General features: G+C 36.8%; 13 protein-coding genes, 1 pseudogene and 1 riboswitch. Of the genes and pseudogenes, 8 read left to right on the top strand and 6 right to left on the bottom strand.

The annotated features are described in order from the left end of the window. Window positions 1-53 precede the first annotated feature (53 nt). Both BAZO_RS10685 and BAZO_RS10680 read left to right on the top strand, forming a co-directional pair. Complete coding sequence (locus BAZO_RS10685; RefSeq protein ID WP_003331495.1) at window positions 54-1,295, top strand: PucR family transcriptional regulator; 1,242 nt, start codon at window positions 54-56, stop codon at window positions 1,293-1,295. A 136-nt stretch (window positions 1,296-1,431) separates the two neighbouring features. After that, a complete protein-coding gene (locus tag BAZO_RS10680) occupies window positions 1,432-2,928 on the top strand; it encodes a sensor histidine kinase (RefSeq protein ID WP_003331494.1) in 1,497 nt (498 codons plus the stop codon). A gap of 44 nt (window positions 2,929-2,972) precedes the next feature. Here BAZO_RS10680 and BAZO_RS10675 read toward each other — a convergent pair whose 3' ends face one another. Continuing rightward, window positions 2,973-4,274 carry an NCS2 family permease gene (locus BAZO_RS10675; protein ID WP_003331493.1) on the bottom strand — a complete coding sequence of 434 codons (1,302 nt, stop codon included), beginning with the start codon at window positions 4,272-4,274 and terminating at the stop codon, window positions 2,973-2,975. A 304-nt stretch (window positions 4,275-4,578) separates the two neighbouring features. On the opposite strand from BAZO_RS10675, the gene BAZO_RS10670 reads away from it, so the two are divergent. After that, complete coding sequence (locus BAZO_RS10670) at window positions 4,579-5,748, top strand: tetracycline resistance MFS efflux pump (RefSeq protein WP_003331492.1); 1,170 nt, start codon at window positions 4,579-4,581, stop codon at window positions 5,746-5,748. A 44-nt stretch (window positions 5,749-5,792) separates the two neighbouring features. Here the strand turns inward: BAZO_RS10670 and BAZO_RS22420 are convergent. Continuing rightward, window positions 5,793-5,894, bottom strand: a pseudogene (locus BAZO_RS22420) (L,D-transpeptidase); the annotation flags it as partial. A gap of 233 nt (window positions 5,895-6,127) precedes the next feature. On the opposite strand from BAZO_RS22420, the gene BAZO_RS10665 reads away from it, so the two are divergent. Both BAZO_RS10665 and BAZO_RS10660 read left to right on the top strand, forming a co-directional pair. Next, window positions 6,128-6,340 carry a hypothetical protein gene (locus tag BAZO_RS10665; RefSeq protein ID WP_003331491.1) on the top strand — a complete coding sequence of 71 codons (213 nt, stop codon included), beginning with the start codon at window positions 6,128-6,130 and terminating at the stop codon, window positions 6,338-6,340. 3 nt (window positions 6,341-6,343) lie between these two features. Continuing rightward, complete coding sequence (locus BAZO_RS10660) at window positions 6,344-7,339, top strand: SpoIIE family protein phosphatase (protein ID WP_157382117.1); 996 nt, start codon at window positions 6,344-6,346, stop codon at window positions 7,337-7,339. An 88-nt stretch (window positions 7,340-7,427) separates the two neighbouring features. On the opposite strand, the gene BAZO_RS10655 is transcribed toward BAZO_RS10660, so the two are convergent. The 4 genes from BAZO_RS10655 to BAZO_RS10640 form a co-directional block, all read right to left on the bottom strand. After that, on the bottom strand, window positions 7,428-8,447 hold the full coding sequence (locus tag BAZO_RS10655) for a 4Fe-4S binding protein (RefSeq protein ID WP_003331489.1): 1,020 nt from the start codon (window positions 8,445-8,447) through the stop codon (window positions 7,428-7,430). 116 nt (window positions 8,448-8,563) lie between these two features. Further along, window positions 8,564-10,945, bottom strand: a complete 2,382-nt coding sequence (locus BAZO_RS10650; protein WP_003331488.1) for a glycoside hydrolase family 31 protein — start codon at window positions 10,943-10,945, stop codon at window positions 8,564-8,566. A gap of 120 nt (window positions 10,946-11,065) precedes the next feature. Continuing rightward, window positions 11,066-11,659, bottom strand: a complete 594-nt coding sequence (gene thiT, locus BAZO_RS10645) for an energy-coupled thiamine transporter ThiT (RefSeq protein ID WP_003331487.1) — start codon at window positions 11,657-11,659, stop codon at window positions 11,066-11,068. 83 nt (window positions 11,660-11,742) lie between these two features. Then, window positions 11,743-11,852, bottom strand: a riboswitch (TPP riboswitch). A 35-nt stretch (window positions 11,853-11,887) separates the two neighbouring features. Beyond that, window positions 11,888-12,157, bottom strand: a complete 270-nt coding sequence (locus BAZO_RS10640; protein ID WP_003331486.1) for a hypothetical protein — start codon at window positions 12,155-12,157, stop codon at window positions 11,888-11,890. A 143-nt stretch (window positions 12,158-12,300) separates the two neighbouring features. Between BAZO_RS10640 and BAZO_RS10635 the strand changes: the two genes are divergently transcribed. From BAZO_RS10635 to BAZO_RS10625, 3 genes are all read left to right on the top strand, one after another. Further along, window positions 12,301-12,732 carry a rhodanese-like domain-containing protein gene (locus tag BAZO_RS10635; RefSeq protein WP_003331485.1) on the top strand — a complete coding sequence of 144 codons (432 nt, stop codon included), beginning with the start codon at window positions 12,301-12,303 and terminating at the stop codon, window positions 12,730-12,732. 103 nt (window positions 12,733-12,835) lie between these two features. Beyond that, window positions 12,836-13,591 (top strand): type I methionyl aminopeptidase, encoded by a 756-nt coding sequence (map, locus tag BAZO_RS10630; protein WP_003331484.1) that lies wholly within the window; start codon window positions 12,836-12,838, stop codon window positions 13,589-13,591. A gap of 148 nt (window positions 13,592-13,739) precedes the next feature. Continuing rightward, window positions 13,740-13,999, top strand: a 260-nt coding sequence (locus tag BAZO_RS10625) for a hypothetical protein (RefSeq protein WP_157382116.1), incomplete at its 3' end; no start/stop codon positions are given.

The raw sequence follows: 13,999 nt of genomic DNA, 5'->3' as shown, positions 1-13,999 counted from the left end.
GAAGTTAGTCTAAGTTTGACTAATTTTGTTTTGTGCATGAAGGAGGCTGGAAAATGCAGGGCTACTTAGAAAAGGCACTATCACTTACTGAAATCCATAAAATCATTGAGTATGTCAGCCATACACTAAAGAGACCAGTAATTTTAGAGGATGATCAGTTTTTTCTGCTATCCTATAGCTCCTATTATATAAATGACTTCGATCAGGCTAACCAACAAACAATTTTATCAAAAAAATGTCCAGTTCCCATTCTAGAAAAGTTTATTGAAACGGGCATTATTGAGCAGTTGAAATCTATTATCATACCGTTTCGCGTTAAAAAGATTGAGGAAATCGGTTTAAACCATCGGGTCGTGACAAGCACGAAATATAAAAATGAAATCATGGGGTATATGTGGGTTCAGGAGATTGATGGGCCTCTTACCGAAGAAGAAATTGAATTTCTACATGAGGTTTCTTCCCATATTGGGAAGATTCTCTACAAAAGAAATCAAGTCAGACGTGAAAAAGATGAAAAAAAAGTACTGTTCTTTCATCAATTATTGAAGGAACAATCAAAAAATGAAAAACAGATAAGACAAGAAGCAGAATTACTTAATATAAGGATTCCTCAATTACTTAAAACTATTATCTTTATGCTAAAGGATCATGATGAGGAGCAATTTGAATCTTTAAAAGATACTGTTCAATCCTACCTAAAAGTAACGGATTGTATGACTGAAATTGTAATTGAGTCTAATAAGATTATCGTTATTTTGGGTGAAAGATCACAGAAAGATAGAATAGATGAGCAGGGGATTGAGTTAGTTAATAGAGTTATCAAAAGTTTGGAACAGCAGAATTCCTTAATAATATTTGCGGGAATCGGTGCGGCTTATGACCAATTAACGCTTTTACGGAAAAGTTTTCTAGAATCATCAGAAGTCATTAAGGCAGCCGTTTTTCTTGGAACACGGGAATATCTTTCTTTTGAATATGAGAACCTCGGAGTTTATCGGTATATTCAAGCACTTGCAGAGCATAATAAGGAAGTTCATTATGTGAACCCAAAATTAGAAAAATTAAAACAAAAAGATAATGAGAATCAAACCGAACTTTTAAAAACGCTGGAGGTCTATTTAAAGAATAATTGCAAATCAAAGCCAACAGCAGAGCAATTGTTTATTCATCCCAATACACTTAATTATCGCTTAAAGCAAATCGGAGAATATACTAATATCGATTTTTCCGATTTTAATTTAAATTGTCAGTTATTTATCGATTTATTATTGATGAAAAGTGAAGGTAATAAATAAAAATGTCAGGAACTATTTCCTGACATTTTTTGGTGTGTTTTTAGTTGGAAATTGAAAAATAAAAAGGTTTCAAGTAAAATTATGGGGCGACTAGCAAATAATGAAGGTACGGAGGAAAGGGGGGAGTGATTAGGTTTTGCTTAATAAATTTGAAATAAGAACATGTATTATAGTAATTGTTGCATTATTCGCGTTTGTACTGACAAGAGTGTTACACATTACGATTTCATCGATATATGATCCTTCATATTATTTAATTTCACATACTATGTTTGAGCTTTTTAGTATTTTTGTTTCATATTCAATCTTTTTCCATGGATGGCTAACATTCCAACATACACATTCCTCCCAGAAATTGAATTTAAGTTTAATCTTTTTTGCGGTAGGCTCAATAGATTTACTACATACATTATCTTATAAAGGAATGCCTTTTTTTCAATTCGATAATACTCTTCAAGCTGCAACATGGTTTTGGATAACAGGAAGATTAATTGAAAGTATTGGAATGGGCTATTATATAGTAAAACAAAAAGATGAAGAAATAACAGAAAAATGGAAAAACACAAAAATAGGAATAACAATTCTACTTGTCCTACTATTAATCTTCTCGATTTTGAAGTATGAAGGGCACTTTCCAGTGTTGGTTAAAGAAGGAGCTGGCGTAACTAATACTAAGATAATAATAGAATATATAATTAGTATGATTCACTTTACGACTTTAGTTATTATATTTAGACAATATTTGCTGAATAGAAACCGTAATGATTTAACCACTTTTACTGGTATTATTTTTATATTAATTGCTGAACTAGTATTTACACTTTATCGAAATGTATATGATATCGATAACTTGTTGGGACATATATTTAAAGTGTTAGGCTATTTTTATTTATTTAGGGGAATCTTTTTCCCGCAGTTTAGAGCAATTTTCGAAGACAAAGAGAAGGCTGAACTAGAGCGGCAATTCGCAGAAGAGAAATTAAAAGAGCAAGAAAGTAAAGTAACTTCAAGTATATTATTGGCGCAGGAAGAAGAACGTATGAGAGTTTCACAACATTTGCATGATGGGGTGGGACAATCTTTATACAATATCCTCGCTTCTCTAAAAGTATTAAAACAATTAGGTGTGGATGATAGAATCGTTCATCAACTAAAACATTTAGAGGAATTAACGAGCCAATCGATGGATGAAGTAAAATCAATTGCGTTCCAACTGCGACCGAACTCGCTTGATAATCTCGGTCTATTCTCGGCTATCCGTATACATATTCAAAGATATGAGTCAAAGTTTGGGATAAGAGTAGAATTAGAGTTTAGCGGCAAAAAGCAAAGATATTCACCAGAGATCGAAACCGAGCTTTATCGCATTTTTCAAGAGGCGTTAAATAATGCAGCTAAATATGCTGAAACAGAAAAGATCATCGTTCGAATCATAAATAATATAAATAGCGTTGAACTTCAAATTATTGATGAAGGGAAAGGGTTTAATATTCATGAATATAATGATTCCAAGTGGCAGAAAGGGATTGGATTATATAGCATGAAAGAGAGAGCCAGTCTATTAAAAGGAACGCTGGAAATTGAATCAATTGAAAATGTAGGGACAAAAATTAAAGTAGTGATTCCGATATAGGAAAAAGCCCACTTTTTGCGGAAAGTTGGCTTTTTCTTTAAATATTAATGAGGTAGATAAGCAAGTTGGAAGAAGAATAAGACAGCGAATAAATAAACCAATGGATGAACTTCACTCCATTTACCTTTAACAATTTTCATTAACGGATAGGAAATAAAGCCTAACGCTATTCCTGTCGCAATACTTGAAGTTAATGGCATGCTTAAAATAATTAAGAATGCAGGAAACGCTTCGTCAATTTCATTCCATTTAATGTTAGCAACGCTGCCTATCATTAAACTACCTACAATGATAAGCGCAGGAGCAGTAATGGCTGATAGACCTGAAACGGCACCAACTAATGGACCGAAAAAGGCTGCAATAATAAATAGGATCGCTACGGTTACGGATGTTAGACCAGTTCTACCACCAGCCGCAACACCTGATGATGACTCAATATAGGCACTTGTTGGACTAGTTCCAAACACAGCCCCTGCGGTTGTAGCGATGGAGTCGGCTAATAAAGCTTGTCTAGCCCTTGGCAGTGTATTTCCTTTCATTAAACCGGCCTGCTCGGCAACACCAACCATCGTTCCTGTTGTATCGAAAATCGTAACAAGCAAAAATGAAAAGACTACTGCATAAAGGCCATAATGGATTACATCGAGAAAGGCGTCAATAGGATTCACTATGATGAGCCCTTCAGGTAGAGATGGCATCGATACAAATCCTTGATCAAAAGAAAGATGTCCTGAAAAATAGGCAATGATCCCAGTAGCGATCATTCCGATAAACAGTGCTCCATTCACATTTAATGCTAATAAGATTAAAGTAATTGCTAAACCAATAAGCGCTAAAATTGCTGATGGAGAATGAAGATCACCAAGTGCAACTAAATTTGAAGGGTGATCTGCAATTATACCTGTCATTCTTAGGCCGATAAAAGCAATGAATAGACCTATTCCGGCTGTGATCCCGTGCTTTAAATTTTCCGGTATAGCTTCGATTAATTTTTGTCGGAAAGGTGTTAAAGAAAGAATGATGAAAAGTATACCTGCAACAAAAACGGCTGCAAAAGCAGTTTGATATGTAATTTCAGTATGTGCACCAACAACTGAGTAAGCAAAATAGGCGTTTAACCCCATACCGGGTGCGATTCCAATAGGATAGTTTGCTGCTAGTCCCATCCATAACGTACCGATGACGGTGGCAATGATCGTTGCCGCAAAAACTTGTTCAAAGGGAACACCTGCATCCGATAATATGATTGGGTTTACAATAACAACATAGACCATTGTTAAGAAAGTAGTAATCCCTGCTAGGATTTCCGTTTTTACATTTGTATGATTTTCTTTTAATTTAAACAATCGTAAAACCTCCAAGAGACGAACATTTTAGACGCACCTGTCTAATAATATTCGTTTTATGTAAGAAATTCAAGTGGTTTGTTTTACCGAAATAACATTTTTAATGGACCACGGGGTCAGCCGCGGGGTCGGGTTCTTCGTCCCGCTTTTTGTGCCACAGGGTCTGTGCCACAGGGTCCCACAGGGTCGGGAACTGTGTCCCACTTTTTTCATTCATTAATATGGCCTAAAAAATAGAAATTAATTGGCAAATAATATATGATATTGGTTATGAACATTTTTTGTGTGAAACGGAGGACCAATTTTGGGAAACAAAAAGGCATTATTGCTTCTATTTATTATTATGTTTTTAGTAATGGTAGGCTTCGGGATCATTATCCCTGTGCTTCCATTTTTTGCAGAAGAGATTGGGGCTTCGCCAACCGAATTAGGCTGGTTAATGGCTGTTTATTCTTTGATGCAGCTATTATTTGCGCCGATGTGGGGCCGAATTTCAGACCGAATTGGGCGAAAACCAGTTTTATTAATTGGGATAGCAGGACTGGCTCTTTCCTTTTTCTTATTCGCCATTTCTACAGAGTTATGGATGCTTTTTGCAGCAAGAATAATAGGTGGAATTTTATCCTCTGCCAATATGCCAACATCGATGGCTTACGTTGCTGATGTAACTACTCCCGAAGATCGTGGAAAGGGAATGGGGATTATTGGCGCAGCCGTGGGGCTTGGTTTTATATTTGGACCAGCTATTGGCGGGCTGTTTTCAAAAGTCAGTTTAAATACGCCCTTTTGGATTGCCGGCATTGTATCGTTAATTACATTTGTTTTTGTGTTATTTGTTTTAAAGGAATCATTGTCAAGAGAAGAAAGAGAACTTGCACGAAGAAGAAATGCAGCAACACCTTGGGGTACCGTTAAGGGGACTATGGGTATTCTTTATTTTCTCTCATTTTTTATTTCATTTTCATTAGCGGGACTAGAAGCAACATTTGCTTACTATGCAGCTGCACGTGCTGGGATTGATACAGTTAATCTAGGTTATATTTTCATGATAATGGGTTTTGCAGGAGCTGCCGTACAAGGTGGTTTAGTTGGGCGATTTATTAAAAAGTTTGGAGAAGGTAAGGTCATTCAGGCCGGGATTATCGTTTCCATCATTGGCTTTGGTTTAATTTTATTAATAAAAGATTTTTTTACAGCAGCACTCTTTTTAACTATTTTTGGTCTAGGAAATGGCGTCATTCGCCCAAGTGTATCATCTTTATTAACCAAAATTAATACAAGTGGGCATGGCAGTGTAACCGGAGTGCTTTCCTCCTTTGAATCACTGGGGCGCATTCTGGGTCCGCCACTCGCTGGGCTGCTATATGAAACTATGATTGATTTGCCGTATATTTCTGGTGCATTGATTTCCGTTGTTGCATTTGTATTGTACCGGATTTATGACGGAAAAGTGAAGGTAAGGGGCTCCCTATAGTGGGAGCTTTTTGTGTGGCCGCAATCTCTTCGATTAACTCGGTCTTATAAAACAGGTGTGCCGATCGGTATAATCCGTGAAAGCTTCTCGACATCATGATTGTACATCCTGATACAGCCATGCGAAACTGCCTTCCCAATTGAACTAAGCGTTTCCCCCGTTAAACTGTGTGTTTCATAAAAAATCTCCTTACATCTTTATAGGTATGACATCCCATTTGTGCTAATGTATTCATTGATTAATATGTTAAAGGTATACCCTCACACTTTTTGAAATATAACTGTTTAATATTTTTGTAAAATAAAATCATTGCACGGAAAGTTAATAATGTTGCTATAATAAAAAATAGCAATGAGAGGATGGAAGGAGGGTTAGCTTTATGAATACTTCAAAGTCACTTGATAAAATTTCAAGGAAATTTAACGAAGCGACAGTCCATGCCTTTGAATTATTAAATCAATCTATAAAAGTACGGACTTTTTTTGTTGGTAGAACAACAGAGGAGTCGTTTTCTATTCTGAAAGTTTTTAGTAAGAATGATGGCTGTACTTTAAGCGAGGGAAGAACTGTTCCGATACAGAAATCGTATTGAAATATTATATTTAGCCACGGCCGGGAGCCGTTAATCATTGAGGATACGTCGAAACATCCAATTGTTAAAAAGCTGGATGTTACTTATACAGCCAATATTGGCTCCTATTTAGGAGTACCTATTATTCTGGAAGACAATACAATGTTCGGAACTTTATGCGCGGTAGACCCTTCACCGCACAAGTTTGATAAAAACGATTTAGAGTTAATGCAGACGTTGGCCAACTTTATTGCAAATGCGATTGACTTAGGGCAAGCATATGAAATCATTTTGGCTGAAGAACAAAGGGTAAAAAGGGAACTTGAGTTGGCGAAAAAGGTTCAAACAAGTGTCCTGTCGGAACCTATTCAATTAGAAAAAATTAATATTCAGGCTTACTACCAATCCTCTGAATCATTATCAGGAGATATGTATAGCTGGTTTGAAATATCACCTAATAAATATGGGGTTATCTTGATCGATGTCATGGGTCACGGTGTATCTGCAGCGTTAATAAGCATGTCGATTCGTTCTTTGCTGAAAGGTTTAATTACAAGTATTTCTGAACCAATAGAGGTTATTAAAGAGCTGAATCATCATATTTTTTCTTTATTTAATTCAACCCATCAATCTACGTATGCGACTGCCATTTATATGGTGATTGATACGGAGTTAAAAACGATTGAATATGTGAATGCTGGCCATCCGTCTGGTTTATTATTTTTAGATCAGAAAACGATGAAAAGAATGGACGAAGGCAGTATCATATTGGGGATATTCCCCAATTTAAAGGTTGATAAACAATTAATTCATTATAATGAACCATCCACGATAATGTTGTACACAGATGGTCTGATTGAGTTAATCAATCCGGAAATAAATGAAGCTATAAATAGAATAGAGAATATAATTGTTAGTGAACCGGACAATCTCCAATTAATAGAGGAAATTAAAAAGAAGTTCGTCAATGGGAAAACGTTAAAGGATGATATTTGTTTGATTACGGTGAATGTAGAATAGTGGAAAAAAGACCCCTTTGGGTCTTTTTTTGTCTAGCTCCAGCGCCCAGCGACTCGTAAACTTCGCTAAACGGGCGCTTCCGCTTTTCCTAATGGCTTAAATAATTTACGATAGGGATTAATTCCTGAAATTCTTCATATGTAATGGTTGAATCCCAATATCCCGTAGCTTTTGCAACAATAATGACTATAGTAAATAATACTAGAAATGATGTTGGTACAGCCCATTTGTTTACCTTTTTGCCCGCTACCGTCATACTTAGGGTATCTTTAACAGGACAGGCTTCAATACACGATAAACAAGATGTACATTCCGGTGTTGTGACCGCTTTTAACTTGGCAACACTAATTCCTTGTGGGCAAACTCTCGTACATTGGTTGCAGTCAATACAAGTAGATTCATTTCTTTTAATCTTTGTAATTCGGAATAGCGAACCTAGGCCAATAAGCGCACCATAAGGGCATAAATAACGGCACCAAAAGTTTTGGATGAAAATTCCTAGCAGTGCAAGAACGAGCAATACTTTAATGGCGACAGCGCTGAGATCTAGGAAAAAAAGCATCATTTTAACATCAGCTACTTTGTTATAAGGAGAGTATAAAAAATCCTTAGAAGCCGGAATAGACATGTCAACAATGATTACTTTTAAAAATACAACTAACAGTAAGTATTTGATCGAATATAAGATCCATCTTAACCACTTGGGTGGGTTAATTTTCTTTTTCATTATTTTTCTACCGAATATTCCAAGAAACTCACTTACTGTTCCGACAGGGCACAGCCAGCCGCAGAACGCTTTTCGAAAAAGGAAACCAGATAAAATCAAAAAAGTGAAAAGAATTAATCCGGCCGGGTGGATAAAATCGAACTCACCCGTTGTGATCCAAACCTTTAAGGCTACTAATGAACCAATCGGCAAAAATCCTTCAACAGCCGGTGGCTTTTCAACATATGGAGTTGCACCTAGTGATTCAAAATGGGCATAAAATTGATAGAATTGCCAGCCCACAAATAAAAGGAAAAGGGAGAATCCTATTTGAACAGAATGCCGTGTCCACTGTATTGGTTTTCTTTTAATCTTTCTTTTTAGGGTAGAAGTATTAAGCATCTAAAACCCTCCATATGGCAAATTTTTTTTCATTGTAAGCCTAAGAATGGTGGTGAGGTGTGACGCACATCACAAAGACAATGAAAAAAGGCCCTAAAAAGGGGCCAGTTCACAAACTATTCATAAAATTTTATTGAAAATGTATGTTTTTCCTTATTAAATGCGAGCCGATCATTTGTGATCTCTTCATTATTAACAAATACTTTTGGCGGTTCTTTTAAAAGATGAATTACAAGTGTCCACTCGTTCCAGTTAGGTTTATATGAAGAATGCTCATTTTTAATTGATAGCTGAATATCGGACCCCGTTTGTTGACATGTTATTTTTTTAAGAAAATATTCACCTTTTTCATTTGCAAATGTTTCCCCATCGTCATCATATAACGTGTAAGTGATGTCTTCGTTTTCATTAGGGTAGAGATGAATTTCCATATTGGTTTCCGGTGCCATTGTTGAGTACTTGATCGCTCCATGAGCTATCATTGATCCTTTTTTTATAAAAATCGGCAGTATTTCCAGGTCAGCTTCAACAAGGATATAGGTTCCACCTTGAATAACTTTATCTGTCCAGTAATTGACCCAATCCCCTTCCGGTAAATAAACGACGCGGTGATATGTGTCAGGCTTCATAATAGGGGCAATGAGGGCATTCTCCCCGATTAAAAATTGATCTGAGAGATTGGTTGTCTTTGAGTCATTTGGATATTCTAAAAATAACGGACGCATCACAGGTATACCGGATTGGCTTGCTTCCATGAATAAAGTGTAAAGATGAGGAAGCCACTGATAACGAAGATGGATATATTTTTTTATAATTTTTTCATATTTTTCACCAAATGACCATGGCTCCTGCCTTACTGTATCGAGAGCATTATGATTTCGGAAAAAAGGTGTAAAAGTGCCAACCTGCATCCATCTCGTTAATAATTGCCCGTTCGAGTCATGGGCAAAGCCGCCAACATCAGGTCCGCAAAATGGGATCCCTGATACGCCAAGATTCATCAACATTGGCAACGACATTTCTAGATGCTCCCAAAAGCTCCGATTGTCACCTGTCCAAACAGCTGCATATCGTTGGATGCCGGCAAAGCCTGCACGGGTGAGCAGGAAGGGCCGCTTGCCATTTAGCTGCTGCTCTAAGCCCTCATATGTGGCCTTTCCCATTAATAAACCATATACATTGTGAAGTTCATGATGAGTTTTTAAGTCACCATCATTATTGTGAATCACATCAAGATCCATCGTTTTTGTTTTGTTAAAAACAGCAGGTTCATTCATATCATTCCAAATTCCTTCAATTCCTAAATCGGTGTAAAAGGAATGCTTTTCCCCCCACCATTTTTGCGTTTCAGTATTTGTGAAATCAGGAAAGGCACTTATTCCCGGCCAAACTTCATCGAGGTAAAGATCGCCTTCCAGGTACTTACAGAAATGGTTTTCGAGGACTCCCTCTTTATAAATATGGTAATTTGGCTCCTGTTTGACACCTGGGTCAACGATTGGTACAACATGGATACCTTCTTGTTTTAAATCATGTATGAGTTGTTTTGGATCTGGAAAGGCAGCACGATCGAACGTAAAAACTCGATAGCCGTGCATATAATGAATATCTAAATAAATCGCATCAATTGGGATTTGCTTTTCGGCAAATTTACTGGCAAGCTCTCTAACTTCTTGCTCCGATTTATAGCTATATTTGGACTGATGGTAGCCTAGTGCCCATTTAGGAGGAAGAGGCATCCGCCCTGTTAAATCGGTATACTGCTCGATCACATCTTTAGGCGATGGACCTGCCAAAATGTAATAATCAAGCTGCCCATCCTCGGCTAAAAATGAATAAGCACCATTGTTTGATTTGAAGTCAAATGTTGTTTTAAATGTATTATCAAAGAAAATCCCGTGGGCTTTCCCGTCTCTTATAGTCATGAAGTAGGGAATTGATTGATATAACGCATCAGTTTCAGGATTGTGCGGGGCATAGACATCTGAATTCCACATCGTCATTTTTTCTCCCCGCTTATCAAGAAAACCCGTTTTTTCACCAAAACCGTAAAAATGGTCATCCGCATCCATATCTTTAAAACAAAATACAGCATTCGTACTTGTATACCCCATTCCCAAATTGGATTCGGTAACAAGGATATTTTCATTTTTATCTTTGACGCAAACACGCAGCGGTGATTTTTGAAGCTCGACAGTAAGTTTAGGCGACGCTATGATGATCTTTTCATCAAGCTCTTCTAGTTGGACTTTTACAGGATCTGGCTGTTTAACCAAAGCAACACTGCTCTTTAAGGAAGGCTCTGAAGAAGGGTCCATGATTATTCTTACAATATCATCGCTATAAAAAAGTAAACTAACAAATCCGTGTTGACAGTGAAAAGTGAATATTGATTCGTTTTGCTGCAAAGTGAGGAGCGACCCAATATCGAAATACTTAATCTTCGTCAGGTTCTTTGTAGAATCAGGACGTATGGCAAAGCTTGAATCTTCTAACATAAATAAACCCTCCCTCAAATTTATTTTCTCTATGTAGAATATTTTACCATAATGGGAGGGAGGGGGCACCAAAACAAAACAGCCATCCCCAAGGGGACGGCCATTACCAAGCAAGCATAATTAATAATTGAACTTTGCATTTGTAACATCGAAATACTTCGGAGCAGTGTTAATAAGCAATGACACAAAAATTGCACTTAAAATAAAGGCTGGAAGCATATAAGTGCCATTATATAAAAGTGAGTATAGGGCTACAGGAGTTCCTGATGGTGCGTATTCACCGAAGAAGACAATCCCGCCGATAACATGGGCTACATACCGCAAAACGCTTCCTAATAGTGTTCCGGCAATAACATAGGCAGTAACTTTACTTTTTGAGTGCTCATTAATAGCATGCTGTATTTGTTTCATGAACACACCAGCGAGTCCAATAACGATAAAAGCAATGAAGTAATCTAATAGACCTTGGATAGGGTGTACAATATACGCTTGCCCAGTTAAAACCTGAAGCCCACCAAGTAAGAGACCTGAAAGCATGCCACCTTTAATCCCCCATCTGAAAGCAATTAGGAAAACGGGAACCATGGCAATGGAGATAGAACCACCTTGTGGCCAAATTCTTAATGAAACCATATTTGCTAATAAATCAAAAACATAAGCCAATGCTGAAAATAAGGCAACTTCGACTAAAAATAACGTTTTACTCCTCTTCATAAGTAAAAATCCTCCCCAAAAAAATAAAATAAAAAAAGCTACCCACAGGGTAGCCAGCTAAAAGCGTAAAAAGTATGAAAACATTCAAAGTAAATGTTCATTCCTACGCTGGCATTACCCAGATCAGGTTAAACGGGTCGATACGTACTAGTATCCTCTCAGCCAAGTTCCCTTAGCTCCCCTTACATTTTCACTATAACAGTAGTGACATCGTTTGTAAATTTTAAATTAATCAAGATGAATTGCGATTGATTCTGCTTGCGTCTGAGCAGTCTGATTTATTAGCATTTCATTTGATCTAAATTTAATTAGTTCGATTGATATTTGGTGAATGAGCTTTTCGTAGCTGGAAAGTTCCATCATAATGGTAGAATAAAAATCGGACTTTATACTGTATAAAGTACACACAGCTTTATTTTCTTCTACTTCCAAACTTTTATAAAAAGGAAATTCACAGTCTAAAAATGCCTTTTTTACATCATCAAGATTAAGGCTCAAGAGCAATCACTCCCTCATGAGTATCACGTCAAATGTTAACATAATTCACCGAGAAACAACAGTGATAGTGAAAAATACTTATATTCGTATTACTATTATCGTGTAAAATTAAAGTTGTACAGCAAAACAAAAGGAGACTTTTTATGAAGAAATTACTAACTATATTCGTTCTGGCAGCAGCCATCACAACAGCCGGTTGTTCCGGAGCAGGAAATACTCAAACAGAAACATCATCACAGCCTCCACGAAATGCAGAAAGCGTTGAAGAAGGCGCGTATACTAATGTTGATGTAAATGAGGCGGAAAAGCTGATTGAACAAGGGATCACAGTTATTGACGTGCGAACTCCGCAAGAATATGAAGAGGGCCATATTCCTGATGCAAATTTAATTCCGCTACAGGAAATGGAGTCACGTCTAAATGAATTTTCCGAAGATGAGCAGTACTTAATTGTCTGCCGTTCCGGAAATCGTTCCGCTCAAGCTAGTGAAATCTTAGTGCAAAATGGAATGAAGCAAATTTATAATATGACCGGGGGCATGAATGAGTGGACTGGGGAAGTAGTCACAAAATAATAATAGAGCACCTTTGTAATTTGCATAATATGGATATATGGATTACAAAGGATTTTTAGATTAAAATAGTAATATTAGAAATAATATTGAAAAGAGGCATACAATGATTACTTTAAAATCACAAAGAGAAATTGAATTAATGCATGAGGCTGGAAAATTATTAGCGAAAGTCCACCTTGAAATTGCAAACATGATTAAACCGGGAATTACAACGAGTGAAATAGATAGTTTTGTTGAAGATTTTCTTGCAAAGCACGGTGCTACACCTGAACAAAAAGGGTATCAAGGCTACCAATTTGCAACCTGCGCATCAGTTAATGATGAAATTTGCCATGGCTTTCCGAGAAATGAACCATTAAAAAATGGTGATATTGTAACCATTGATATGGTTGTAAATTTAAATGGAGCACTTGCGGATTCGGCTTGGACATATCAAGTGGGCGAGGCAACAGAAGAAACAACAAAATTGCTTGATGTAACTAAAAAAGCCCTTTACCTTGGAATCGAACAAGCAGTTGTTGGAAATCGGGTTGGAGACATTGGTCATGCCATTCAAAAGTATGTTGAAGGGGAAGGCTTCTCGGTTGTTCGTGAATTTACAGGACATGGCATTGGCCCAACGATCCACGAGGAACCGATGATTCTTCATTATGGTCAACCTGGAAAAGGCACAAGACTTAAAGAAGGTATGGTCATCACAATCGAGCCAATGGTTAACGTTGGTGAATGGAAAAGTACAATGGATGATAACAAATGGACGGCCCGCACCATTGACGGAAAACTTTCTGCTCAATATGAGCATACCATTGCAATTACAAAAGATGGTCCAGTTATTTTAACTGACCAAGATAATTTATAAAAAAGATGGTGGGGACTATGTTCCCGCTATTTTTATATCCTAATATCTTCTATTTTTCAAAACTAATAATACATTTGAAAATAGTGGATAGTATAAAAATCAATCCAACAAGTAGTCGAGTTGGTTTTCACTTTTTCAAGACAATCAAGTGTTAAATCGATTAGAACTTGGACCATATAAAGTGGATATGAAACCTCTACACGCTTCCCAACCCATCATCCAAACATCAAATCAATCAATAACTTACAAAAAGATTTATCCATTTGTTGATATTACGTACCAAGTATTACCTGAAGGAATTAAAGAAAATATTATTCTACAACATTCAAAAGCTCAAAATGAATTTTCGTTTAGTCTCGACATGACGGATAATTTAATGCCCGACTTAATAAATGGGGAACTTTTCAT

The sequence above is a fragment of the Schinkia azotoformans LMG 9581 genome (genome assembly GCF_000307855.1).
Taxonomy (GTDB): Bacteria; Bacillota; Bacilli; order Bacillales; family Bacillaceae_J; genus Schinkia; species Schinkia azotoformans.
This window is presented reverse-complemented; position numbering and strand designations above follow the sequence as displayed.